Source organism: Streptomyces sp. NBC_00454, assembly GCF_041434015.1.
Lineage (GTDB): Bacteria > Actinomycetota > Actinomycetes > Streptomycetales > Streptomycetaceae > Streptomyces.
Genome location: NZ_CP107907.1, coordinates 3900995 through 3925359, shown reverse-complemented (window position 1 = coordinate 3925359; position 24365 = coordinate 3900995). Strand labels below are relative to the sequence as shown.

The 24365-nt window shown below is 71.3% G+C and carries 23 protein-coding genes, 1 tRNA gene and 1 pseudogene; 12 read left to right on the top strand and 13 right to left on the bottom strand.

Going from position 1 to position 24365, the window contains the following annotated elements:
• Position 1: 1 nt before the first annotated feature.
• The 3 genes from OHU74_RS18245 to OHU74_RS18235 are packed head-to-tail and all read right to left on the bottom strand — an operon-like array spanning position 2 to position 2666.
• Positions 2-778 carry a TrmH family RNA methyltransferase gene (locus OHU74_RS18245; protein ID WP_371616880.1) on the bottom strand — a complete coding sequence of 259 codons (777 nt, stop codon included), beginning with the start codon at positions 776-778 and terminating at the stop codon, positions 2-4.
• A complete protein-coding gene (locus OHU74_RS18240; RefSeq protein WP_371616879.1) occupies positions 775-1971 on the bottom strand; it encodes an HTTM domain-containing protein in 1197 nt (398 codons plus the stop codon). The genes OHU74_RS18245 and OHU74_RS18240 overlap by 4 nt, the downstream gene beginning before the upstream one ends.
• A complete protein-coding gene (locus tag OHU74_RS18235; RefSeq protein ID WP_371616878.1) occupies positions 1968-2666 on the bottom strand; it encodes a DUF5819 family protein in 699 nt (232 codons plus the stop codon). Before OHU74_RS18235 ends, OHU74_RS18240 begins: the two co-directional genes overlap by 4 nt.
• Positions 2667-2810: 144 nt before the next feature.
• Here OHU74_RS18235 and paaA point away from each other — a divergent pair, with 144 nt between their 5' ends.
• The 6 genes from paaA (at position 2811) to OHU74_RS18205 (ending at position 7810) form a co-directional block, all read left to right on the top strand.
• Complete coding sequence (gene paaA / locus OHU74_RS18230; RefSeq protein ID WP_371616877.1) at positions 2811-3833, top strand: 1,2-phenylacetyl-CoA epoxidase subunit PaaA; 1023 nt, start codon at positions 2811-2813, stop codon at positions 3831-3833.
• Positions 3830-4114, top strand: a complete 285-nt coding sequence (gene paaB, locus OHU74_RS18225; protein WP_030153111.1) for a 1,2-phenylacetyl-CoA epoxidase subunit PaaB — start codon at positions 3830-3832, stop codon at positions 4112-4114. The genes paaA and paaB overlap by 4 nt, the downstream gene beginning before the upstream one ends.
• A complete protein-coding gene (paaC, locus tag OHU74_RS18220) occupies positions 4111-4854 on the top strand; it encodes a 1,2-phenylacetyl-CoA epoxidase subunit PaaC (RefSeq protein ID WP_371616876.1) in 744 nt (247 codons plus the stop codon). The genes paaB and paaC overlap by 4 nt, the downstream gene beginning before the upstream one ends.
• Complete coding sequence (paaD, locus tag OHU74_RS18215) at positions 4851-5381, top strand: 1,2-phenylacetyl-CoA epoxidase subunit PaaD (protein WP_371616875.1); 531 nt, start codon at positions 4851-4853, stop codon at positions 5379-5381. The genes paaC and paaD overlap by 4 nt, the downstream gene beginning before the upstream one ends.
• Positions 5382-6533 (top strand): 2Fe-2S iron-sulfur cluster-binding protein, encoded by a 1152-nt coding sequence (locus OHU74_RS18210; RefSeq protein WP_371616874.1) that lies wholly within the window; start codon positions 5382-5384, stop codon positions 6531-6533.
• A 134-nt stretch (positions 6534-6667) separates the two neighbouring features.
• Complete coding sequence (locus OHU74_RS18205; RefSeq protein ID WP_371616873.1) at positions 6668-7810, top strand: acyl-CoA dehydrogenase family protein; 1143 nt, start codon at positions 6668-6670, stop codon at positions 7808-7810.
• Between the two features lie 21 nt (positions 7811-7831).
• Here OHU74_RS18205 and OHU74_RS18200 read toward each other — a convergent pair whose 3' ends face one another.
• From OHU74_RS18200 to OHU74_RS18175, 6 genes are all read right to left on the bottom strand, one after another.
• Positions 7832-8176 (bottom strand): rhodanese-like domain-containing protein, encoded by a 345-nt coding sequence (locus OHU74_RS18200; protein WP_371616872.1) that lies wholly within the window; start codon positions 8174-8176, stop codon positions 7832-7834.
• Between the two features lie 93 nt (positions 8177-8269).
• On the bottom strand, positions 8270-9115 hold the full coding sequence (locus tag OHU74_RS18195) for a hypothetical protein (RefSeq protein WP_371616871.1): 846 nt from the start codon (positions 9113-9115) through the stop codon (positions 8270-8272).
• 96 nt (positions 9116-9211) lie between these two features.
• Positions 9212-10651: a DUF2252 domain-containing protein gene (locus tag OHU74_RS18190; RefSeq protein WP_371616870.1), complete on the bottom strand. Its 1440-nt coding sequence runs from the start codon at positions 10649-10651 to the stop codon at positions 9212-9214.
• Between the two features lie 42 nt (positions 10652-10693).
• Positions 10694-11353 carry a response regulator transcription factor gene (locus OHU74_RS18185; protein ID WP_330300976.1) on the bottom strand — a complete coding sequence of 220 codons (660 nt, stop codon included), beginning with the start codon at positions 11351-11353 and terminating at the stop codon, positions 10694-10696.
• Positions 11354-11370: 17 nt separating this feature from the next.
• A complete protein-coding gene (locus OHU74_RS18180) occupies positions 11371-13071 on the bottom strand; it encodes a sensor histidine kinase (RefSeq protein WP_371616869.1) in 1701 nt (566 codons plus the stop codon).
• A 226-nt stretch (positions 13072-13297) separates the two neighbouring features.
• Positions 13298-13380 (bottom strand) — tRNA-Leu (locus OHU74_RS18175).
• A 293-nt stretch (positions 13381-13673) separates the two neighbouring features.
• Here OHU74_RS18175 and OHU74_RS18170 point away from each other — a divergent pair.
• From OHU74_RS18170 to pknB, 6 genes are all read left to right on the top strand, one after another.
• On the top strand, positions 13674-14540 hold the full coding sequence (locus OHU74_RS18170) for an FhaA domain-containing protein (RefSeq protein WP_371616868.1): 867 nt from the start codon (positions 13674-13676) through the stop codon (positions 14538-14540).
• Between the two features lie 10 nt (positions 14541-14550).
• Positions 14551-15057, top strand: coding sequence for an FHA domain-containing protein (locus OHU74_RS18165; protein ID WP_330297468.1), 507 nt, complete (start codon positions 14551-14553; stop codon positions 15055-15057).
• Positions 15058-15198: 141 nt separating this feature from the next.
• Positions 15199-16677, top strand: a complete 1479-nt coding sequence (locus OHU74_RS18160) for a PP2C family serine/threonine-protein phosphatase (RefSeq protein ID WP_371616867.1) — start codon at positions 15199-15201, stop codon at positions 16675-16677.
• A 31-nt stretch (positions 16678-16708) separates the two neighbouring features.
• Entirely contained in the window at positions 16709-18133 is a 1425-nt protein-coding gene (locus tag OHU74_RS18155; protein WP_371616866.1) for an FtsW/RodA/SpoVE family cell cycle protein, read from the top strand.
• Positions 18130-19596, top strand: coding sequence for a peptidoglycan D,D-transpeptidase FtsI family protein (locus tag OHU74_RS18150; protein WP_371616865.1), 1467 nt, complete (start codon positions 18130-18132; stop codon positions 19594-19596). Before OHU74_RS18155 ends, OHU74_RS18150 begins: the two co-directional genes overlap by 4 nt.
• Before the next feature lie 215 nt (positions 19597-19811).
• Positions 19812-21836 carry a Stk1 family PASTA domain-containing Ser/Thr kinase gene (gene pknB / locus OHU74_RS18145; RefSeq protein WP_371616864.1) on the top strand — a complete coding sequence of 675 codons (2025 nt, stop codon included), beginning with the start codon at positions 19812-19814 and terminating at the stop codon, positions 21834-21836.
• 91 nt (positions 21837-21927) lie between these two features.
• Here the strand turns inward: pknB and OHU74_RS18140 are convergent, their stop codons facing one another.
• The 4 genes and pseudogenes from OHU74_RS18140 to OHU74_RS18125 form a co-directional block, all read right to left on the bottom strand.
• Positions 21928-22644, bottom strand: a complete 717-nt coding sequence (locus tag OHU74_RS18140) for a class E sortase (protein ID WP_371616863.1) — start codon at positions 22642-22644, stop codon at positions 21928-21930.
• 11 nt (positions 22645-22655) lie between these two features.
• Positions 22656-23339 (bottom strand): annotated as a pseudogene (locus tag OHU74_RS18135) (class E sortase); the annotation flags it as partial.
• 131 nt (positions 23340-23470) lie between these two features.
• A complete protein-coding gene (locus OHU74_RS18130; protein ID WP_371616862.1) occupies positions 23471-24109 on the bottom strand; it encodes an aminodeoxychorismate/anthranilate synthase component II in 639 nt (212 codons plus the stop codon).
• Positions 24106-24306, bottom strand: coding sequence for a hypothetical protein (locus tag OHU74_RS18125; protein ID WP_371619897.1), 201 nt, complete (start codon positions 24304-24306; stop codon positions 24106-24108). The genes OHU74_RS18130 and OHU74_RS18125 overlap by 4 nt, the downstream gene beginning before the upstream one ends.
• Positions 24307-24365 lie beyond the last annotated feature (59 nt).

The following is a 24365-nucleotide window of genomic DNA, read 5'->3' as shown; positions in this document are numbered from 1 at the left end:
GCTACTGGGCGTCGTGCGGGTCCGGATGCGGGCCGCCCCAGTGGAAGAGGGTCATGGCCACGCTGGTGGCCAGGTTGTAGCTGGAGACCTGTGGCCGCATCGGCAGGGACACCAGGTGATCGGCGCGGGCACGGAGCTCGGGCGAGATCCCGTGGCGTTCGGAGCCGAAGGCGAGCAGGGCGTCGTCCGGGAGGGTGAGGGCACGGATGTCCTCGCCCTCCGGGTCCAGCGCGTAGAGCGGTCCGGGCGGCAGGGAGTCGAGGTCCACCCGGTCGACGGTGGTGGCGTAGTGCAGCCCCGCCCCGGCGCGGACCACGTTGGGGTGCCAGGGGTCGAGGTCGCCCCGGGTGACGACGCCGGTGGCTCCGAAGCCGGCGGCCAGGCGGACGACGGCGCCGACGTTGCCGAGGTTGCGGGGGTTGTCCAGCACGACCACCGGGGCCGTCCTGGGCATCGCGTCGAGCCGCGCCCGCCCTCGGTCGCGGTCCGGCCGGACCGCGAGGGCCGCCACCCCGGTGGGATGGACCCGGCCCAGCAGCTCCTTGAGCGGAGCCCGGAGCACCAGCCGGGCCACCTCGTCCTCGACGTCCGCGGCCAGCTCGTGCGCGAGGCCCCGTACGGCATCGGGATCGTCGGCGACGACGATCCGCACGTCCGCCCCGAAGCGCAGGGCGTGCTTCAGCGCGTGGAACCCGTCGAGGAGCACGAGGTCCTCCCGCGCCGCGGCCTCCCGCCACTGCCGTTCGGTGCCGTCGGACGTCTCGTGCTGCTCACTCATGCCACCGAGCCTACGGTCCGCTGCTCGGCCTCCGGTTCCGTCCCCAGGTCCCGGATCTGCAGGCCGCGGGCCGGCCGGCGTACGGGGACCCGTGCGGCGACCCGCGCGCCGAGCCAGACCAGGAACGCCGTCGGCAGGAACACCGCGTCGGCGGCGATCATCGCCAGCGAGAAGAACGGCAGGCCCAGCAGGACCGCGATCCCCGCGTGCTCCAGCATCATCAGCGCCAGCAGCACGTTCTTGATCCGCCGGTTGAACAGGGTGAACGGGAAGGCCACCTGGACCGCGACCGTGCCGTACGTCAGCAGCATCACCAGCGTGCCGCTGCTCGCCAGGAAGCCCGACAGCTCGGGCCACGGGGTGAAGTAGTCCAGGCGCAGCGGGTAGTACAGCGCCGTGCCGTCCTGCCAGCGCGAGCCCTGGATCTTGTACCAGCCCGCCGTGGCGTAGATCAGGCAGACCTCCACCGCGATCACCAGCATCCCCGCGTTGTGCAGCAGGTTCGCCAGGACGTCCAGGACCGCCCGGCCGTCGCCCTCGGGCTCGTAGCGGTCGACCATCCACCACAGCGCCGCGACCACCCACAGCGCCGCGAAGGCCGTCAGCCAGAGCGTGCCGAACCCGCCGGTCACGCCCCCGTACGCGAACACGGCGCCGAGCACCGACCACAGCACCGGCCCCGCGCGTCCGGCCGTGGCCGTGCCGAGGCGACGGGCGCGGGCGGCGTCGAGCGACCAGACCTGTGCGCAGCGGGTCAGCACGAGGTAGATCGCCATCAGGTGGATGACGTTGTCCCCGCCGTCGCCCATGAAGACGCTGCGGTTCTGGAGCGAGAGCACCCCGATCATGAACACCACGGAGGTCGCCCGGGTCCGCCAGCCCAGCATCAGGAGCGCGCTCGACAGCACGGACACGGCGTAGACGATCTCGAACCAGAGGGTCGAGTCCGACCACATCAGCACTGTGAAGGCGTGGTTCGAGGCGATCAGCCGCTCCGCCAGCTCCCAGCTCCAGGGCCCGTCCGGCCCGTACAGCTCGTGCCGGTTCGGGAACTCGCGCAGCAGGAAGAACAGCCAGGTGGCGGAGAAGCCGATGCGCACCACGGCGCTCTGGTACGGGGCCAGCGCCTGCCCGCTGACCTTGGCCAGCGCCCGGCCGGCGGCGGCGCGGGCGGCTCGGACCGTGTCGCTCACACCGTCCACCACGGCAGCTCCCGGTAGTACGTCTGGGTGTCGGTCGTCTCCTCGGACCACTTCGGTGCGGCCACCGTCCGGGTCGCCCCCCGCAGCTGGATCCGTACGATCCGGCCCTCGGCCAGGTGCGCGCCCTTGCCGACGGAGGTGTCCGCGTCCGTCCTGACCTTCAGCCGCTCCAGCGCGATCCGCCGCAGGTACTGCTCCGCGAGCTCGCCGCGCTCGCCGTTCGACTTGTTGTCCTCGTCGTGGGAGGCCGTGAAGAAGTCCCAGGCGCGCCGGAGCTCGTTCTGCTCGGTGTGGCTCGGCAGCAGGCTGTGCCGGATGGCCTCGCCGTCCTCGCGGGACAGCCCGCGGTAGTTGCTGACCACCAGCTCGCCGTCCTTCGTCCGGACCTCCACGCGCACCTCGACCGCGATGTTCTGCTGGAGGGGGTTGGGCGCGAAGAGCTTCCAGTTCTGTTCGAACTCGGGATAGATCCAGCCGTCGACCGTCCCGGCGTTCTGCTTGCTCAGCGTGTTGGACGGGGCCACGTGCAGGAAGACGAGCCCCAGGTGCAGGCAGGCGCCGATCGCCACGACCGCCAGGGCCAGGGAGGTGACGACCCGGTACGGGGTGGACAGACCGGCGATTCCGGGCGCCCTCGGCGGGCGCGCGGGGCCGTCTGCCGGGGGTTCGTGCCCCTTCGAATCCATCCCGCCCCGATCATCCGGCGTCCACAGGGTTGACCACAGAGGTTGACACCCTACGGGCCGTCGTCCCACCATTGAAGAGCATGAACCGAACGATCGGTCGGTCGGGCGGGACGAGGCGCGAAAAGACCCTGACAGGGGGCCGTGATGGTGGCAGTGACCCCGGAAGCGGGGCAGGAAGCGGGTATCGGCGTGACGGACGATCTCGGCACGCAGCTCGCGGCGGCATTCGACGCGGCCGTCGCGGCCGACGAGCGCGTGGAGCCGCGCGACTGGATGCCCGACGAATACCGCGCCACCCTGGTCCGCCAGATGGCCCAGCACGCCCACTCCGAGATCATCGGCATGCAGCCCGAGGCGAACTGGATCACCCGCGCGCCCTCCCTGCGCCGCAAGGCGATCCTGATGGCGAAGGTCCAGGACGAGGCCGGCCACGGCCTGTACCTGTACAGCGCCGCCGAGACGCTGGGCACCAGCCGCGACGAGCTGCTCGACAAGCTCCACGCCGGTAAGCAGAAGTACTCCTCGATCTTCAACTACCCCACGCTGACCTGGGCCGACGTCGGCGCGATCGGCTGGCTCGTGGACGGCGCGGCGATCACCAACCAGGTCCCGATCTGCCGCTGCTCCTACGGGCCGTACGCGCGGGCCATGGTCCGGATCTGCAAGGAGGAGTCCTTCCACCAGCGGCAGGGCTTCGAACTGCTCATGGCCCTCTCCAAGGGCACCGAGGCGCAGCACGCGATGGCGCAGGACGCCGTCGACCGGTGGTGGTGGCCCTCGCTGATGATGTTCGGCCCGCCGGACGGGGAGTCTGCGCACTCGGCTCAGTCGATGGCCTGGCGGATCAAGCGCCACTCCAACGACGAACTGCGCCAGCGCTTCGTGGACATAGCCGTCCCGCAGGCCGAGTCGCTGGGCCTGACCCTGCCCGACCCGGACCTGAAGTGGAACGAGGAGCGCGGGCACCACGACTTCGGCGCCATCGACTGGACCGAGTTCTGGGACGTGCTCAAGGGCAACGGCCCCTGCAACGAGGAGCGGATCGGGCAGCGCCGCGCGGCGCACGAGGAAGGCGCCTGGGTGCGCGACGCGGCCGCGGCGTACGCGAAGAAGCATTCATCGGCAATCGGATCCACCGCAAGCACCGGAAGCGAGGCTCGGGTATGACGCAGAACTGGCCCCTGTGGGAGGTGTTCGTCCGCTCGCGGCGCGGCCTCTCGCACACGCACGCGGGCAGCCTGCACGCCCCCGACGCGGAGATGGCCCTGCGCAACGCCCGCGATCTCTACACCCGGCGCGGCGAGGGCATCTCGATCTGGGTGGTGCCCTCCACGGAGATCACCGCCTCCTCCCCGGACGAGCGGGACCCGTTCTTCGCCCCGTCCGCCGACAAGCCGTACCGCCACCCCACCTTCTACGAGATCCCCGAGGGAGTGAACCACCTGTGACCAGCACCGACGTGGTCCACTTCGCCACCCTCTGCCTCGGCGACGACGCGCTGATCCTCTCCCACCGCCTCGGCGAGTGGGCGGGCCACGCCCCGGTCCTGGAGGAGGAGGTCGCGCTCGCCAACATCGCCCTCGACCTCCTCGGCCAGGCCCGCGTCCTGCTGTCGATGGCCGGAGACGAGGACGAGCTGGCGTACCTGCGCGAGGAGCGGTCCTTCCGCAACCTCCAGCTGGTCGAGCAGCCCAACGGCGACTTCGCCCACACCATCGCGCGCCAGCTCTACTTCTCCCTCTACCAGCACGAGCTCTACGGGGAACTGGCGCGCGGAGACGGCCCGTTCGCGCCTCTCGCCGCCAAGGCGGTCAAGGAGACGGCGTACCACCGCGACCACGCCGAGCAGTGGACGCTGCGGCTCGGCGACGGCACCGAGGAGAGCCGGGCCCGGATGCGGGCCGGGCTGGACGGGCTGTGGAAGTACACCGGCGAGATGTTCCAGCCCGTGCCCGGGCTCGACGCGTCCGACGGGGGCGACGGCATCGACTGGGCCGCCCTGGAGGGCCGCTGGCTGGCCGCGCTGGGCGACGTACTGGAGCGGGCCGGTCTGGCGCTGCCCGAGGGTCCCCGCAGCGGGGCCTGGGCCGCCGGAGCGGGACGTCAGGGACTGCACACCGAGTCGTTCGGTCGGCTGCTCGCCGAAATGCAGCACCTGCACCGCAGCCACCCGGGGGCATCGTGGTGACCGCCGCCGGGGCCGGGGCCTCCGCCGGCACCCGGAGCGGGCAGACCCGGCTGGAGGTGGAGCTGGCCGAGCTGGCCGGCTCCGTCCCCGACCCCGAGCTGCCCGTGCTCACCCTCTCCGAGCTCGGCGTGATGCGCGGGGTGCGGATGCACGAGGACGGCCACGTCGAGGTCACCCTCACCCCCACCTACACCGGCTGCCCGGCCATCGAGGCCATGTCCGCGGACATCGAGCGGGTGCTGACCGACCACGGGATCCCGGACGTCACCGTGCGGACCGTGCTGGCCCCCGCCTGGTCCACCGACGACATCAGCGCCGAAGGCCGCCGCAAACTGGCCGAGTTCGGCATCGCCCCGCCGCGGCCGCACGCCGCGGGCGGACCGGTTCCGCTCACCCTGTCGGTGCGCTGCCCCCACTGCGGGTCCACCGACACCGAGCTGCTCAGCCGGTTCTCCTCCACCGCGTGCAAGGCGCTGCGCCGCTGCATCGCCTGCCGTGAACCGTTCGACCACTTCAAGGAGCTGTAGATGGCCGCGTCCCCGCCGTCGCCCACCCCGGGGTCCGCGAGCCCGGTGCGCCCCGCGCGCCACGGAGCGTTCCACACCTTGACGGTGGCGGCGGTCGACCGGCTCACCGAGGACTCCGTCGCCCTGACCCTGGCCGTGCCGCCCGAGCTGCGCTCCGAGTACCGGCACGCCCCCGGCCAGCACCTCACCCTGCGCCGCAGCCCCCTGGACGGCTCCGGCAAGTCGGAGGTCCGCCGTACGTACTCGATCTGCTCCCCCGCCCCGGCGGCCGACGGGCCGGGCCCCTCGGCGCTGCGGGTCGGGGTGCGCCTGGTGGAGGGCGGGGAGTTCTCCTCGTTCGCACACAAGGAGATCGCCGCCGGGGACGCCCTGGACGTGATGGTCCCGGCCGGCCGGTTCGTCCTGGATCCGGCCGCGGCTCCGGCCGCCGCGCACTACGCGGCGATCGTCGGCGGCAGCGGGATCACCCCGGTCCTGTCGATCGCCGCCACCCTGCTCGCGTCCCGCCCCGATGCCCGGTTCTGCCTGGTGCGCAGCGACCGCAGCGCCGCCTCGACGATGTTCCTGGACGAGGTGGCCGACCTCAAGGACCGCTATCCCGACCGGTTCCAGCTGGTCACCGTGCTCTCCCGGGAGGAGCAGGAGGCCGGGCTGCCTTCGGGGCGGCTGGGCGAGGAGCGATTGGCGGCGCTGCTGCCCGCGCTGCTCCCGGTCGCCGAGGTGACGGGCTGGTTCCTGTGCGGACCGTACGGGCTGGTGACAGGCGCGGAGCAGGCGCTGGCCGGGCTCGGCGTGGAGCGGACCCGGGTCCACGAGGAGATCTTCCACGTCGAGGACACCGCCCCGCCCGCGCCCGTCGCTTCGGCCGCCGCCACCCACGGCCGGGTCACGGCCCGGCTCGACGGCCGCTCGGGCACCTGGCCGGTCCGGGAGGGCGAATCCCTGCTCGACGCGGTGCTGCGGGCCCGCGCGGACGCCCCGTACGCCTGCAAGGGCGGGGTGTGCGGCACCTGCCGGGCGTTCCTGGTGACCGGCGAGGTGCGGATGGACCGCAATTTCGCGCTGGAGGAGACCGAGACGGAGGCCGGGTTCGTGCTGGCCTGCCAGTCGCACCCGGTGACGGAGGAAGTGGAGATCGACTTCGACCGCTGAGCGGCGGTCCGGCTGCCCGGCCCAGCCGGGCCCCCTCACCGATTTCGGGAAGGTGCCTGTCCAATTTCAGGAACGTGTTCTATCTTGACGCACCGTCAGACAGAGCACGTTCCGGGCACGCGGGAGGACAGGCAGTGGACTTCACCTTCACCGAGGAACAGCAGGCCGCCGTCGAGGCGGCCAAGGCCGTGTTCGCGGACGTCGCCCCCGACAGCGTGCCCAGCCCCGCACTCACCCCGCGGGCCGTCGCCGAGGAGTTCGACCGCCCCCTGTGGGCCAAGCTCGCCGCCTGCGACCTGCTGAGCCTGGTCCTCGCCGAGGAGCACGGCGGCGCCGGACTCGACGCCATCGCCCTGTGCCTGGTGCTGCGCGAGGCCGCGAAGGTACTGGCCCGGGTGCCGCTCCTGGAACACTGCGCCACCGCCATGGCCGTCCAGGCCCACGGCAGCCCCGAACTGGCCGCCGCCCTGCTGCCCGGCGCCGGGGACGGCACGCTCGTCCTCACCGCCGCCGCACACGGCCGCAGCGGCCACGACCCGGCCGAGCTGGCCGTCACCGCGCGCCGCGAAGGCGACACGTGGACCCTGGAGGGCCTCCAGACGGCCGTCCCGTGGGCACACAGCGCCGACTGGATCGCCGTACCGGCCCACACCGGGGAGGGCGAGGCCGTCCTCGCCCTCGTCCCCCGCGAGGCCGGCGGCCTGACCCTCGCCGAGCAGTACTCCACCAGCGGGGAGCGGCTCGCCGAGCTCACCCTCGAAGGCGTACGGGTGCCCGCCACGCACCTCGTCGAGGCGGCCGGAGCCTGGGACCACCTGCGGCAGCTGCTCGCCACCGGGACCTGCGCGCTCGCGCTCGGGCTCGGCGAGGGCGTCCTCACCATGACCAGCCAGTACACCAGCAAGCGCGAGCAGTTCGGCTTCCCGGTGGCCACCTTCCAGGCGGTCGCCGTCCAGGCCGCCGACCGCTACATCGACCTGCGCGCGATGGAGGTCACCCTCTGGCAGGCCGCCTGGCGGCTCGACGCCTCGACGGGCGGAGCGGGCGGCCCGCTGCCGAGCGCCGGAGATGTCGCGGTGGCCAAGATCTGGGCCTCCGAGGGCGTACGGCGCGTCGTGCAGACCGCACAGCACCTGCACGGCGGCTTCGGCGCCGACACCGACTACCCGCTGCACCGCTACCACGCCTGGGCCAAACAGCTGGAGCTCCAGCTGGGCCCGGCCGCCGCCCACGAGGAGGCGCTGGGCGACCTGCTGGCCGCCCACCCCCTCGCCTGACGGGCCCGCGCTGCTCTCCCGTCAGACGACGAAGCCCGGGGTGCCCGCGTCCGTGACGACCGGGCGCCCTGCGGCCTCCCAGTCCTGCATGCCGCCGTCGACGTTCACCGCGGCGATGTCCTGGCCCCGCAGGTACTGGGCGACCTGGGCGGAGCGCCCGCCGACCCGGCACATCACGTAGACCGGGCGGTCGTCCTCGATCTTCTCGGTCAGCTCACCGATGCGCGCCACGAATTCGCTCATCGGGATGTGCAGCGCACCCTCGGCGTGGCCGGCCGCCCATTCGTCGTTCTCGCGAACGTCGAGGACAAAGGCTTCGGAGGGCAGTGCGGAAGCGGCCACCGAAGGAAGCGGTCCGGAGTTCATAACTGTCGCCTTCTCTCGTCACGGATAGGTGAGCCAACCTATCCGACGGGCCTTCCGCGGTGCCCCTGATGCCCTGCGGGCCTGCCCTGCGTACTACTCGGCGGACTGCCCCGACGTGAGCTCTGCCAGCTCCGCCTCGCGCTTCGCGACATCGCCGAGCAGCTGCTCGGCGATCTCCTCCAGCAGCCGGTCCGGGTCCTCGGGGGCCATCCGGAGCATCGACCCGATCGCGCCGTCCTCGAGCTCCTTGGCGACCAGCGACAGGAGCTCCTTGCGCCGCGAGAGCCACTCGAGGCGCTCGTACAGCTCCTCGCTCTCGCTCAGCCGCGCCGCGGCCGGTGCCGGGCCGGCCGCCCACTCCTGCGCGAGCTCGCGCAGCAGCTGCTCCTCGCCGCGGCCGTACGCCGCGTTCACCCGCACGATGAACTCCTCGCGCCGCGCGCGCTCGGCCTCGTCCCGGGCCAGGTCCGGATGCGCCTGGCGGACCAGCTCGCGGTAGAGGCGGCGCACCTCCTCCGACGGGCGGACCCGCTCCGGGGGCCGCACCGAGCGGTCGGTGAGCATCGCGGACGCGTCGTCGGACATCCCGTCCGAGTCCAGCCAGTCGTGGAACAGCTCGTCCACCCCGGGCATCGGCATCACCAGCGAGCGGGCATCGCGCGCACGGCGCAGGTCCTCCGCATCCCCGGTGCTCGCCGCCTTCGCCTCGGCGATCAGCGCGTCCAGCTCATCGAGCCGCGAGTACATAGGGCCGAGCTTCTGGTGGTGCAGGCGGGAGAAGTTCTCCACCTCCACCCGGAAGGTCTCCACCGCGATCTCGAACTCGATCAGCGCCTGCTCGGCGGCCCGCACGGCACGCTCCAGGCGCGCCTCGGGACGCTCGTCGGCGGTGGGGCCGGGCTGGGGCTCGGACGCTTCGGGAACTGTCTGCTCGCTCACCCGGCCAGCCTAAGGCCCGGCCGCCCGGGTGTTTCACGTGAAACATCGTCCGGTTTCACGACCGGCATGTTTCACGTGAAACATCGCCTTGCGGGGTCAGACCCCCATCTCTGCCGCGATCCGCCCGGACCGCACCGCCGCCACCAGGACCTCGTGGTCGGCCTCGCTGCGGTCTGCGTAGGCCACGGCGAAGGAGGCCATCGCCTCGTCCAGCTCGTCGTTCTTCCCGCAGTACCCGGCCAGCAGCCGCGGATCCGCGCTGTGCGCGTGGGCCCGTGCCAGCAGCGCACCGGTCATCCGCCCGTAGTCGTCGATCTGGTCGACGGCCAGCGCCGCCGGGTCCACGCTGCCCTTGCGGTTGCGGAACTGGCGGACCTGGAAGGGCCGCCCCTCCACCGTCGTCCAGCCCAGCAGGATGTCCGAGACCACCTGCATCTGCTTCTGGCCCGCCACCACCCGGCGGCCCTCGTGCTCCTCCGGAGGCGAGAGGAAGCCGAGACCGGGCAGGTGCGGCAGCAGGGCCGAGGGCCGGGCCTCCTTCACCTGGAGGACCAGCGCATCGCCGCGGTGGTCCAGCAGCAGCACCACGTAGGAGCGGGTTCCGACGCTGCCGGTGCCCACCACCCGGAAGGCCACGTCGTGGATCGCGTACCGGGCCAGCAGCGGCTGCCGGTCCCCCTGCAGGGTCTCCAGGTACGGGCCCAGCGCGGCCGCCACGGCCGCAGCCTCCCCGTCCCCGACCCTGCGCAGCACCGGCAGCGCGTCCACGAAGGCCCGGCCACCGTCGGGGGTGGCCTCGGTGGACTTCGCGGCGAACCGGGCGGAGGTGTTGTTGCGGGCCTTCTCCGAGACCCGCTCCAGCGTGCCCAGCAGGTCCCGGGCGTCGGTGTGCGAGACCAGTTCCTCGTCCGCGATGGCGTTCCACGCGTCCAGGGACGGCAGCTTGGCCAGCAGCCGCATGGTGCGGCGGTAGGCACCGACCGAGTCCAGGGCGGCGGCCCGGCAGGTGTCCTCGTCCGCGCCGGCCACCCGTCCGGCCAGCACCAGCGAGGTGGCCAGCCGCTTGAGGTCCCACTCCCACGGGCCGAAGACGGTCTCGTCGAAGTCGTTGAGGTCGATGACGAGCCGGCCGCGCACGTCCCCGTACAGGCCGAAGTTGGCCGCGTGGGCGTCTCCGCAGATCTGCGCGCCGATCCCGGTGATCGGGCCGCCGGAGAGGTCGTGCGCCATCAGCCCGGCCGACCCGCGCAGGAAGGCGAAGGGGTTGGCGGCCATCCGCCCGACCCTTATCGGGGTCAGTTCGGCGACCCGGCCGACATTGGACTCCTCCACGGCCCGCACCGCGTCGGGCCGGTCGGCAGGAGCCTCGAAGTGCGCGTGCGCCGACCGCGGTACGCGGGTCCGCAGCGCCTTGCCGGCCTCCCTGGGCGATCCGGCCGCCCGTCCCGCGGCGAACCGCGGTGCGAAGCCCCCGACCTCCGGGATCCGCTCCTTCGACTCCGGTTCCACCACGCGCTGTTCCGGTACCGCCGTCATGCCGCCCGCCCCCTGATCACCATTGGTTCGGCCCGACCGTATCTAGAGCCCGGCGTCCCTGGCCAGCAGGGCCGCCTGGACCCGGTTCTCGCACTCCAGCTTCGCCAGGATCCGGCTCACGTACGTCTTCACCGTCGCCTCGCTCATGTGGAGCCTCCGGCCCGCGTCCGCGTTCGACAGCCCTTCGCCCAGCAGGGCCAGTACCCCGCGCTCGCGCTCGCTCAGCCCGGCCACCTTGCGCCGCGCCTCCTCGGTGCGGCCCGCGGACTGCCCGGACGCCAGTTGGTCCACCACGTGCCGGGTCGCGGCCGGGGACAAGTAGGCGTCTCCGGCCGCTGCCGCGCGTACGGCGCCGATCAGCTCGCCCGGTGCCGAGTCCTTCAGCAGGAACCCGGCGCCGCCCCCGCTCAGCGCGCGCAGCACGTTCTCCTTCTCCCCGAAGGTGGTCAGGATCAGCGCCCGCACCTCCGGCGCCGAACGCCCCAGTTCGGCGAGGGCCGTCAGCCCGTCCATCACGGGCATCTGGATGTCGAGCAGCATCACGTCCGGCGCGTGCGCGCGGGCGAGTTCGACCGCTTCCCGGCCGTTCGCCGCTTCCGCGACCACCTCGATGTCGGCCGCCGAGGTCAGGATCATCCGGATCCCGGCCCGGATCAGCGGCTCGTCGTCGGCGATCACCACGCGGATCACCCTGGCCGTCACCCCTGTCACCCGTGCTCCTACGACTTGGTCCGGTACGCCTGCTTCTCGACGAGCTTGCCGTCCTTGAAGCAGAACCGGAAAACGCTGGTGGTGGTCAGCTCGGTGTCCTCGTCCTCCACCAGGGCCAGACACGCGGCCCCCTCCGGACGGGGCGGTCCCTTGCGGTCCAGCCCCTGGGTCAGGATGCTGTCCCCGCTGGGCAACCGCGAACGCACCGCGCTCTCCGGCTCGCCCACGCGGATGGCGTCGTAGTCGGCCCGGCTCATCGTCGCGTCGCCCACCGAGCCCACGAACAGTGCCACCGCGGCCCCGATCACGATCAGCAGGACCACCACGGCCGCGACCGCGATCCCGCAGCCCAGCGCCGCACCTCCGAACCGGCTGCGTCCGCGCATCAGCTCCCGGTCGACGGCCGCCCAGTCCATCGGCGCCCCGCCCCGGACCAGCATGTGCGCCCGCAGCTGCTGTCCGAAGTCGTCGGCCACCTCGCCGGCCCCGGCCGACTCCGCGCCGGTCTCCTGGGCCCCGGCCGGCTCGGTCCCGTACGGGAGCACTCCGGCCACCCGGAAGCCGCCGCCCTCCGCGGCCCCCGCGTAGACCATCCCGCCGACCAGCCGGGCCCGCTCGCGCAGCCCCGTCAGTCCCTGTCCGCCGGAGACCACCTCGCCGGGGCCCGGGGCGGCCGCCGGGCCGTTGGCGATCTCCACCACCAGCGAGTCGTCCTCGTACCGCAGTTCCACCGTGATCGAAGCGCCCGGAGCGTGCTTGTAGGCATTGGTCAGGGCCTCCTGCGCGATCCGGTACGCCGCGTGGTCGCACGCCGCGACCAGCGGCCTCGGGGTTCCCGCCGTGGTGAGCCGTACGTCGGTCCCCGCGCTGCGGGCCGCCTCCACGATCCCGGAGATGCCCGCCACCCCGCGTGCGGCCGGCTGCGCCTCCTCCACGGGCGCCGGCGCCTCCACCCCGTCGCGCAGGATGCCGACGACCTCGCGCAGCTCGTGCATGGCGGCGACCGAAGCCTGCCGCAGCACTCCCACCGCCTCGCGCTGCCGGTCGGTCAGCACCGGATCGACCTCCAGCGCCCCGGTGTGCACCGAGATCAGCGCGAGCTGGTGGCCGAGGCTGTCGTGCATGTCCTGGGCGATGCGCTGGCGTTCGCGCAGCCGGGCCTGGCCGGCGACCATCGCCCGCTCGCGCATCAGCTGGGCGTTGCGCTCCTGGAGGGCGCGCAGCAGCGTACGGCGCTGGGACCAGTAGCGGCTGGCCAGACCGGGCATGACCACCATGGCCAGGAACATCAGGGTGCTGAAGACGATGATCAGGACGGGCCGGCCCTGCGTCCAGTCCTTGAGGACGCTGAGCACGACGGCCGCGACGAAGGCTCCGGTGAAGGCGCCGAGCGCCCGCCCGACCCCCACGATGCGGCGCCCGGCCGACCAGCCGAGCGGGATCGCCACCAGGAAGGCCCCGGGCAGGTAGACGCCCACCGCCGAGCCGACCACCAGCGTGACCACCGGGAGCCGGCGCCGCAGCAGGGTCAGCACGACCACGGCCGCCGTGCTGGCCAGCATCCGGGCGGCGGACCCGTTGTCGAGTTCCTCGACACCCAGACCGAGCACCACCAGCACCCCGGCGAGCGCCAGGTCCCCGGCCAGCATCCGCCGGGTCCAGGGCTCGGGCCCCTTGAGCCAGTCCCGTCCCGCACGCGTTACCGCCATCGCATCCACGCGCCCGACCCTAGACAGCACCGCCCGCCCGCCACCGCTCTCTTTAGTCGCGCCCCGCCCGACGAAAGTCTCCCGGCGCATCACACCGCGCCTCCCCGAGGCGCATCTCCCCTGAAAGGCACTCCCCTGAGACGGGCACCACACCCGCACCCGCGAACCCGGGTACAACGAAGAACCCCCGCTCCGGATTTCTCCGAAGCGGGGGTTCCTCTGAAAGTGCGCGAGGGGGGATTTGAACCCCCACGTCCCGAAGGACACTGGCACCTGAAGCCAGCGCGTCTGCCGTTCCGCCACTCGCGCAAAGTGACTACCAGCGGTTCTTCCCTTGCGGGCCGTTCCCCTGGCGACATCGGAACATTAGCACGTGGGACGGGGTGGATTCACATCGCTTTCTGTGCTCCCCCGACCCCTCCCGACGACGGCCCCTCCCGCTCCGGGCTCCGGGTGCGGGACACTGTCCCCGGGGCGCCCCTACGATCGCTTGTGAGGACCAACACTCCTCCCCTCGCGGCCGATGGGGAACCACCCGAATCCGCCGTGCGTGGATACGATCAGTAAGCAGTACAGGGCGACAACGACGGAGGAGGTGCCCCATGGGAGTCCTGAAGCGGTTCGAGCAGCGACTCGAAGGTCTGGTGAACGGCACCTTCGCCAAGGTGTTCAAGTCCGAGGTCCAGCCGGTGGAGATCGCAGGCGCGCTCCAGCGCGAGTGCGACAACAACGCCACCATCTGGAACCGGGAACGGACCGTCGTCCCCAACGACTTCATCGTGGAGCTCAGCGCCGGAGACTACGACCGTCTGAGCCCCTACTCGGGCCAGCTCGGCGACGAGCTCGCGGGCCTGGTCCGCGACTACGCCAAGCAGCAGCGCTACAGCTTCATGGGCCCGATCAAGGTGCACCTGGAGAAGGCGGACGACCTGGACACCGGGCTCTACCGGGTCCGCAGCCGCACGCTCGCCTCCAGCACCTCCCAGGCCCCGGGCCAGCAGGCGCCGGGCCAGGGGCAGGGGGGCCACCAGGCTCCCCCGGCCCAGCCCGGTGGCTACGGCTACCCTCCGGTCTCCGCGCCGCCCATGCCCGCCGGACCGCCCCCGGGCGGCCCCGGTGGGCGCAGGCCGGCTCCCGGCGGACCGGCCGGGGCGGCTCCCGTACCGCCCGTGTCCCCAGGCGGCGCCGTCCGGCGCCACTGGATCGAGATCAACGGCACGCGCCACCAGATCTCGCGCCCGACGCTCGTACTCGGCCGAAGCACCGAAGCCGACGTGCGGATCGACGACCCCGGCGTATCGCGCCGGCACTGTGAGATCCGGACCGGAACGCCCTCGACGATCCAGGATCTAGGGTCCACCAACGGCATCGTGGTGGACGGGCAGCACACCACCCGCGCTACGCTCCGCGACGGTTCGCGGATCGTCGTGGGCAGTACCACCATCATTTATCGGCAAGCCGAAGGGTGAAGCGGGGGCAATGTCAGAGCTGACCCTGACGGTCATGCGGTTGGGTTTCCTGGCCGTTTTGTGGCTGTTCGTCATCGTGGCCGTCCAGGTCATCCGCAGCGACCTCTTCGGAACGAGAGTGACGCAGCGCGGTTCCCGCCGCGGCGCGGGTGCCACCGGCGCCCCGCAGCAGCAGGGCCGCCAGGCGGCCGCGGCGCCACCGCAGCAGCGCCAGCGCCGCGGAGCGCCCACCAAGCTCGTCGTGTCCGAAGGCACCCTCACGGGTACCACGGTGGCCCTCGCGGGCCAGACGATCACCCTGGGCCGCGCCCACGACTCCACGATCGTGCTGGACGACGACTACGCCTCCAGCAGGCATGCCAGGATCTACCCCGACCGTGACGGCCAGTGGATCGTCGAGGATCTCGGGTCCACCAACGGCACGTATCTCGACCGGACCCGGCTGACCACCCCGACGCCCATTCCGCCGGGCGCCCCGATCCGCATCGGCAAGACCGTCATCGAGCTGCGGAAGTAGTACGAGAATGAGCGAGCGGAGCGAGCGAGCCGCAGCGGTCCGTCCCACCGGGGATCCGGATCCGAGCGCGCTCCCGACCGGAGGGTGGGCAGTGTGGCTCGAGACCGGTTGTACCCCGAGGCGTCGACAGGGCAGGTGCGCATGAGTCTGTCCCTGCGGTTCGCCGCCGGATCGCACAAGGGCATGATCCGGGAGGGGAACGAGGACTCCGGCTACGCCGGTCCGCGCCTCCTCGCGATCGCCGACGGCATGGGCGGCCAGGCCGCCGGTGAAGTCGCCAGCTCCGAGGTGATCTCCACGCTCGTGCAGCTCGACGACGACGTCCCGGGCTCCGACATCCTCACCGCCCTCAGCACCGCGGTGCAGCGGGCCAACGACCAGCTGCGCGCCATGGTCGAAGAGGACCCCCAGCTCGAAGGCATGGGCACCACGCTCACCGCCCTCCTGTGGACGGGCCAGCGCCTCGGCCTGGTCCACGTCGGGGACTCCCGCGCCTATCTGCTGCGCGACGGCGTCCTCACGCAGATCACCCAGGACCACACCTGGGTCCAGCGCCTCGTCGACGAGGGCCGGATCACCGAAGAGGAAGCCACCACCCATCCGCAGCGCTCCTTGCTGATGCGGGCGCTCGGCAGCGGCGACATCGTCGAGCCCGACCTCTCCATCCGCGAGGTCCGGGTCGGCGACCGCTACCTCATCTGCTCCGACGGGCTCTCCGGCGTCGTCTCCCACCAGACCCTGGAAGAGACCCTCGCCGACTACCACGGTCCCCGCGAGACCGTGGCCTCGCTCATCCAGCTCGCGCTGCGCGGCGGCGGCCCCGACAACATCACCTGCATCGTGGCCGACGTCCTCGACACCGACAGCGGCGACACGCTGGCCGCACAGGTCAACGACACCCCGGTCGTCGTCGGCGCGGTCGCCGAGAACCAGCACAACCAGCTCTTCGACGGCGGCAACGCCATGCAGACGCCGGCCGGCCGCGCCTCCGGGCTCGGCCGCCAGGCCCCCCCGCCCGCCGGCGCCTTCGGCCCCCCCGGCAGCGGCGAGGCCCCCGGCTACGGCGGTTACGGTGCCCAGGGACAGGGCTCCGGAGCCGGCGGCGGGTACGGCAGCTTCGGCGAAGCCGAGCCGTACGACGGAGACGCGGGCTACGAGGACACGTACGACCACCCCCGCAGGCGTCGCGGCAAGGGCCGCAAGTGGACCACGCGCACGCTGACGCTGCTCGTCGTCCTCGGCGTCCTCGGCGGCGGCCTGTACGCGGGCTACCGGTGGACGCAGACCCAGTACTACATCGGCGTCAAGGGCGAGCACGTCGCGCTCTTCCGCGGGATCAGCCAGAAGCTCGGGCCCCTGGATCTCTCCACGGTGGAGAGCGACCGCCCCGAGATCGAACTGAAGTACCTGCCGACCTTCAAGCGCAAGCTCGTCGAGGCCACCATCAGCGAGACCAGCCTCGACGGCGCCCGCACCAAGATCAACGAGCTCGCCACCCAGTCCTCCGCGTGCAAGAAGGACGAGGCGCGCCGCGCCGCCGAAGCGCAGAACAACCAAACACCCGGCCCCGTCCTGACTGCCGATGAGCAGCAGGTCGTGAGCCAGTGCGAGAAGCAGTAGACATACGCGGGCACAGGGGGCCTGCCACACCATGAGCGTTGTCACCAACACGGCCACCATCGGCGCCATCGAGCTGCCGAGCCGGCGGAACACCGAGCTCCTGCTGCTCGCTTTCGCCGTGGCCATCCCGATCTTCGCGTACGCCAACGCGGGCCTGGCGATCCACGGGAAGCTGCCTCCGGGCATGCTCACCTACGGGCTCGGCCTCGGCGTCCTCGCGGGCATCGCCCACCTCGTCGTACGCCGCTACGCCAAGTACGCCGACCCGCTGCTGCTGCCGATCGCCACGCTGCTCAACGGGCTCGGCCTGGTGCTGATCTGGCGTCTCGACCAGTCGACGCGACTGCAGAACACGGCCAAGCGGATCTACGGGGCGTTCTCCGACTCGGCGCCCCGGCAGCTGATGTACACCGCGCTGGCGATCGCCCTGTTCGCCGGCGTGCTGGTGGTCCTCAAGGACCACCGCGTGCTCCAGCGGTTCACCTACATCTCGATGGCCGCCTCGCTCGTCCTGCTGATCCTGCCGGTCATCCCGGGCCTGGGCGCCGACGTGTTCGGCGCCAAGATCTGGATCAGCGTCGGCGGGTTCTCCATCCAGCCCGGCGAGTTCGCGAAGATCGTGATCGCCGTCTTCTTCGCCGGCTACCTCATGGTCAAGCGCGACGCCCTGGCCCTGGCCAGCCGGCGCTTCATGGGCCTCTACCTGCCGCGCGGCCGTGACCTCGGCCCGATCCTGATGATCTGGGGCATGAGCCTGCTCGTCCTCGTCTTCGAGAACGACCTCGGCACCTCGCTGCTCTTCTTCGGCATGTTCGTGATCATGCTGTACGTGGCCACCGAGCGCACCAGCTGGATCGTGATCGGCCTGCTCATGAGCGTGGGCGGGGCCGCCGTGGTCGGCGCCACCGCCAGCCACGTCAAGGTCCGCGTCACCGCCTGGCTCGACCCCTTCGCCTGCTACGCCAAGTCGGGCGCCTGCGAGCAGGTCGGCCAGTCGATCATGAGCTTCGGCTCCGGCGGGGTCCTCGGCACCGGCTGGGGACAGGGCAACTCCGACCTCATCGGATTCGCCGCCAACTCCGACTTCATCTTCTCCACCGTCGGCGAAGAGCTCGGGCTCGCCGGGGTCATGGCCTTCCTCCTGCTCTACGGCCTGATCATCGAGCGGGGCGTGCGCACCGCGCTCGCCGCCCGCGACCCCTTCGGCAAGCTGTTCGCCATCGGGCTCTCCGGCGCCTTCGCCCTCCAGGTGTTCGTCGTCGCCGGCGGGGTCATGGGCCTCATCCCGCTCACCGGCATGACCATGCCGTTCCTCGCGTCCGGCGGCTCGTCCGTCCTCGCGAACTGGATCCTCATCGCCATCCTCATCCGGATCAGCGACACCGCACGCCGACCTGCCCCGGCTCCGGCACCGTCCCCCGACTCCGAGATGACCCAGGTGGTCCGCCCGTCATGAACAAGCCCCTGCGCCGCATCTCGATCTTCTGCGGGCTGCTCATCCTGGCGCTGCTCGTACGGACCAACTGGCTCCAGTACGTCGAGGCCGCCGACCTGAGCACCCGCAAGGAGAACCGCCGGGTCCAGATCGCCCAGTACGCCACCGAACGCGGCAACATCATCGTCCAGGGCAACCCGATCACCGGCTCCGCGACGACCGACGGCAGCGACTACAAGTACAAGCGCACCTACGCCGACGGCCCCCTGTGGTCCCCGGTGACCGGCTACGCCTCGCAGGCCTTCGGCTCCACGCAGCTGGAATCCCTCGAAGACCAGATCCTGACCGGCAACGACGACCGGCTCTTCTTCGACCGCACCATCGGCATGTTCACCGGCGAGAAGAAGGCCGGCGGCAACGTCGTCACCACGCTCAACGCCGCCGCGCAGAAGGCCGCGTTCGAGAAGCTCGGCGAGAAGAAGGGCGCCGTCGCGGCGATCGACCCGCGCACCGGCGCGATCCTCGCCCTGGTCAGCACCCCCTCGTACGACCCCTCCGCCTTCGCCGGCAACTCCAAGGCCGACGAGAAGGCCTGGGTCGCGCTCAAGGACAGCGAGGACAAGAACCTCGTCAACCGCGCCCTGCGCGAGACCTATCCGCCCGGCTCCACCTTCAAGGTGGTCACCGCCGCCGCGGCGCTCGAGAACAACGTCGTCAGCGACATCAACGCGCCGACCGACACCCCCGAGCCCTATCTGCTGCCGGACACCAAGACCCCGATGGTCAACCACGCCAACGGGTGCGAGAAGGCCAGCCTCAACGAGGCCCTGCGCGTCTCCTGCAACTCCGTCTTCGCCAACATGGGCGCCAAGGTGGGGCGGGACAACATGGTGAAGACCGCGGAGAAGTTCGGCTTCAACAACGACAAGATCGACACCCCGGTCCGCGCCTTCGCCAGCGTCTACGACAAGACCATGGACAAGCCCGGCAACGCGCTGAGCTCGATCGGCCAGTTCAACACCGCGGCCACCCCGCTCCAGATGGCCATGGTCACCGCCGCGATCGCCAACGACGGCAAGCTGATGAAGCCGTACATGGTCGACCAGCTGGAATCGCCCAACCTGGACGTCATCGAGAAGCACGAGCCGCAGGAGATGAGCCGGCCGGTCTCCGCCGCCAACGCGCAGAAGATCCAGCAGATGATGGTCAACGTCGTCGAGAACGGCACCGGCACCACTGCCAGGATCAAGGGCACCGTCGTCGGCGGCAAGACCGGTACCGCCCAGCACGGCGAGGGCAACAAGAAGCGCCCCTACGCCTGGTTCATCTCCTACGCCGAGAACCCCGACGGCAGCTCGCCGATCGCCGTGGCCGTCGTCATCGAGGACAGCAGCGCCGACCGCGAGGACATCAGCGGCAGCGGCCTCGCGGCCCCCGTCGCGAAGGCCGTCATGGAAGCCGTCCTGAAGAGCAACAAGGGGTAACGGAAGGGACGGAACACCACGTGGGAGCCGCAAGGGGCATACAGGTGTGATCCGGATCACCGAACTCGTTCGGGTCCGAGCGTACGGTACCGGTCCGGTATCAGCCTGTGGTCACGAACCGATCACCGACGATCGGCCGGTAGCCTTTGCGCGAACAGCACACCGCCGGACCACACACGGGTGCGGTCGGGACTGACGGAGAGGGCTGCAACGTTATGGAAGAGCCGCGTCGCCTCGGCGGCCGGTACGAGCTGAGCCACGTGCTCGGCCGTGGTGGCATGGCCGAGGTCTACCTCGCCCACGACACCCGGCTCGGCCGTACCGTCGCCGTCAAGACCCTGCGCGCCGACCTCGCCCGCGACCCGTCCTTCCAGGCCCGGTTCCGTCGCGAGGCCCAGTCGGCCGCATCGCTCAACCACCCGGCGATCGTCGCGGTGTACGACACCGGCGAGGACTACGTCGACAACATCTCCATCCCGTACATCGTGATGGAGTACGTCGACGGCTCGACCCTGCGCGAGCTCCTGCACTCCGGCCGCAAGCTGCTGCCCGAGCGGACGCTGGAGATGTGCATCGGCATCCTCCAGGCCCTGGAGTACTCGCACCGCGCCGGCATCGTGCACCGTGACATCAAGCCCGCCAACGTCATGCTCACCCGCACCGGCCAGGTCAAGGTCATGGACTTCGGCATCGCCCGTGCCATGGGCGACTCCGGCATGACCATGACGCAGACCGCCGCCGTCATCGGCACCGCCCAGTACCTCTCCCCGGAGCAGGCCAGGGGCGAGCAGGTCGACGCGCGCTCCGACCTCTACTCGGCCGGCTGCCTGCTGTACGAGCTGCTGGCCGTCCGGCCGCCGTTCATCGGCGACTCCCCGGTCGCGGTCGCCTACCAGCACGTACGGGAAGAGCCGCAGCCCCCGTCCAACTTCGACCCCGAGATCACGCCCGAGATGGACGCGATCGTGTTGAAGGCCCTGGTCAAGGACGCCGACTACCGCTATCAGTCCGCCGACGAGATGCGCGCCGACATCGAGGCCTGCCTCGACGGCCAGCCCGTCGCCGCCACCGCCTCCATGGGCGCGGCCGGCTACGGCTACCCCGACCAGGGGCACGGCTACGGACACCAGGGCTACGACCAGCCCACCACCGCCCTGCGGACCGCCGACTCGGGCCAGACCTCCATGCTCCCCCCGATGCCCGCGGGCGACGGCCCGTACGGGTACGGGGACCAGGGCCACGGCGGCTACGACCAGGGCGGTCACGGCCGGCGTCCGCAGAAGAAGAGCAAGGCCTCCACGATCCTGCTGGTGACCGCCGGCATCCTCGTACTGGTCGGCGCGATCCTCATCGGCCGCTCCCTCTTCAGCAGCACCGCCGACAACCGGCCCGAAGTGCCCAAGCTCATCGGTCAGACCTTCGAGCAGGCGCAGAAGAGCGGCGAGAACCTGGGCCTCACCGTCCAGAAGGACGGCGAGATGCCCTGCGACGCACAGCCCAAGGGCAACGTGTGCGAGCAGGACCGCGCCGAGGGCACCAAGGTCGACAAGAAGTCCGTCGTCAAGGTGAAGATCTCCTCGGGCGCGCCCAAGGTCGCCGTTCCGAACGTCATGAACCTGGCGATCGCCGACGCGGAGAAGGCGCTCACGGAGAAGGGCTTCACGGTCGAGAAGAAGACCGTCGAGTCCGACCGGCCCGCCGGCACCGTCCTGGACCAGAATCCGAAGAGCGGCGAGGCCGAGAAGGGCTCGGCCGTCTCGCTCCAGGTGGCCAAGGAGATCTCCAAGGCGACCGTCCCGGACCTGACGGGCAAGAACAAGAACGACGCGGCCAAGGCCCTCCAGGCGGTCAAGCTGAAGCTCGGCAGCGTCACGGAGGCCGACGCACCCGCGGGCACCCCGGCGGGAGCGGTGTTCCAGCAGGACCATCCCGCGGGCGACCAGGCCGACGTGGGCACCACGGTCAACGTGACCATCGCCAAGGCGGTCCAGCAGATCCAGGTCCCGAACCTGTTCGGCAAGACCCTCCAGCAGGCCCAACAGATGCTGGCCTCCAAGGGCCTGGTCCTCGGCTCGGTCACCGGACCGGCGGACGACAAGGCCAAGGTCCTGAGCTCGGACCCGGCGGTCGGCTCCCCGGCCACGCCGGGCCAGGTGATCAACGTGACCACGGTGGCCGGTGGCGGCGGAAACAACGGCGGCAACGGCGGCGGCTTCTTCGGAGGCCTCGGCGGACGCTGATCGACCGCGCGAACCCAGCGAAAAGGGTCCGGCCCCTCTCCTTCGAATCCCTGGAGAGGGGCCGGACCCTTTTTCCCTACGCGCGACCCGGCTAGCGCAGCTCCGCCGGCGGGGTGCGCTTGTCGTCGACCTTCTCGGTGCGCACCAGCTCGCCCCACACGATGTACCGGTACTTCGAGGTGTACACGGGCGTGCAGGTGGTCAGCGTGATGTACCGGCCCGGTGCGGTCCTGCCCGACTCCTTCGGGACCGGGCTGATCGCGTCCACGTTGTACTTCGTCGTCTGGGTCAGATCGGCGAAGACCTTGTAGACGTACCAGGTGTCGCGCGTCTCGAAGACGACCGCGTCGCCGTTCTTCAGCTTGTCGATGTTGTGGAACTTGGCCCCGTGCCCGTCCCGGTGCGCCGCCAGCGCGAAGTTCCCCGCCGGGTCCGAGGGCAGCGCCGATTTGACCGGCTCCGTGTAGTACCCGGCGACCCCGTCGTTCAGGACGTCCGAGCCGGTGCCCTGCTTGACCAGTACCTCGCCGTTCTTCATCGCCGGCACGTGCAGGAAGCCGATGCCGCCCTGGGTGTCCAGCGCCCCCGGCGCGGCGGGGCTCGCGGGAGCCGTCGCCGGCTTGTTCCACTGCTCGCGGACCGCGTCGCCGCGCGCGGAGGCGTCCCGGTCCGCGAGGACGTTCGTCCACCACAGCGAGTACGCCACGAACAGGCCGAGCACCAGGCCCACCGTGATCAGGAGCTCGCCCAGCAGGCTCAGGAACCCCGCGAGGACACTGCGGCGCGGGGGCGGTGCGGAACGTGACACTGCGGATTCCTCTACGGGCTGGTCAGCTCGGGCGGAGCGCCCTGGCTGCGGGGGCGTTCACCGGTCATCCTGCCCCATACGATCATCCGATAGGTGCTGGTGAACTCCGGTGTGCAGGTCGTCAGCGTGATGTACCGGCCCGGGGCGGTGAACCCCGATCCCACGGGCACCGGCTGGATCACCGAAACGTTGGCCGGCGAGGTCTGCGCCAGCTGCGAGGTCATCTCGTAGGTGTAGTACGCGTCCCTCGTCTCGACCACGACCTTGTCCCCCGGCACCAGCCGGTTGATGAAGCGGAACGGCTCGCCGTGCGTATTGCGGTGGCCCGCCAGCGCGAAGTTCCCCTGGGGGTCGGCCGGCATCCCCGTCTTCAGCGACTTCTCGCCGCCGTCGTAGTGGCCGACCAGCCCCTTGTCGAGCACCTTCGCCTTGTTCGTCCCCTCGGCGATCGGGACCTTCACGTCCAGCTTGGGGATGTACAGGATCGCGAAGCCCTGACCCGCCTCGAACGCCGTCACCGGCGGAGCGGCGTCCCCGGCCGGGCTGCGGTCCCAGTTCTGCGTCAGCGAACCGGCGGCGTCCTTGGCCGTCCGGTCGGCCAGGAAGTTCGTGTACCAGAGCTGGTAGCCGACGAAGAGCAGCATCACCACGCCCGTCGTGATGAACAGCTCCCCCGCCAGGCGGCTGAGCACCACCACCGGGCCTCCCGAGGCGGGCCGTCTGCGCCGGCGGCCCCGGCCCCCCGCGCGCGTGCGCTTGGCGGCCTCCTGAGCGGCCCTGCGCCGCGCGGCCCGGCCCTCCGAGGGCGCGGACGGCGCGAGCGTGGTCACGCGAGGGCCTTGCCCACCACCGGGGCCAGCCCCACCGAGCGCTCCACCGCGCCCGCGTCACCGCAGCGCACCAGCCAGTTCGCGAGCATCCGGTGGCCCCACTCGGTCAGCACCGACTCGGGGTGGAACTGCACGCCCTCGACGTCGTGCTCCCGGTGGCGCAGGCCCATGATGATCCCGTCCTCGGTCCGCGCCGTGACCTCCAGCACGTCCGGGAGGGTCTGCGGCTCGGCGGCCAGGGAGTGGTAGCGGGTCGCGGTGAACGGCGAGGGCAGCCCCTCGAAGACTCCGAGGCCCTCGTGGAGGACCGGCGAGGTCTTGCCGTGCAGCAGTTCCGGAGCCCGGCCCACGACGCCTCCGTAGGCCACGGCCATCGACTGCATGCCGAGGCAGACGCCGAAGACGGGTACGCCGGTGTCCGCGCAGTGGCGGACCATGTCGACGCAGACGCCCGCCTCTTCCGGGGTGCCCGGTCCGGGGGACAGCAGGACGCCGTCGAAGCCGTCCTGGGCGTGGGCGAGCTCGACCTCGTCGTTGCGCAGGACCTCGCACTCGGCACCGAGCTGGTAGAGGTACTGGACCAGGTTGAAGACAAAGCTGTCGTAATTGTCGACAACCAGAATGCGCGCGCTCACGGAGTGGCTCCCGATCCCTCGTCCACCGTCACATCGTTGAACGGGAGCAGCGGCTCCGCCCACGGGAAGACGTACTGGAACAGCACGAACACCACCGCGAGCACCAGCACGAGTGAGATCACCACGCGTACCCACGCGTTACCCGGCAGATGCCGCCAGATCCAGCCGTACATGCCGTCTGTGTCCTTTTCGTCCACGCCCGTTCAACGCACCGCGGGGGCGGTACGTCCACAGCCTAAAGCCACCCGGCCGGAGC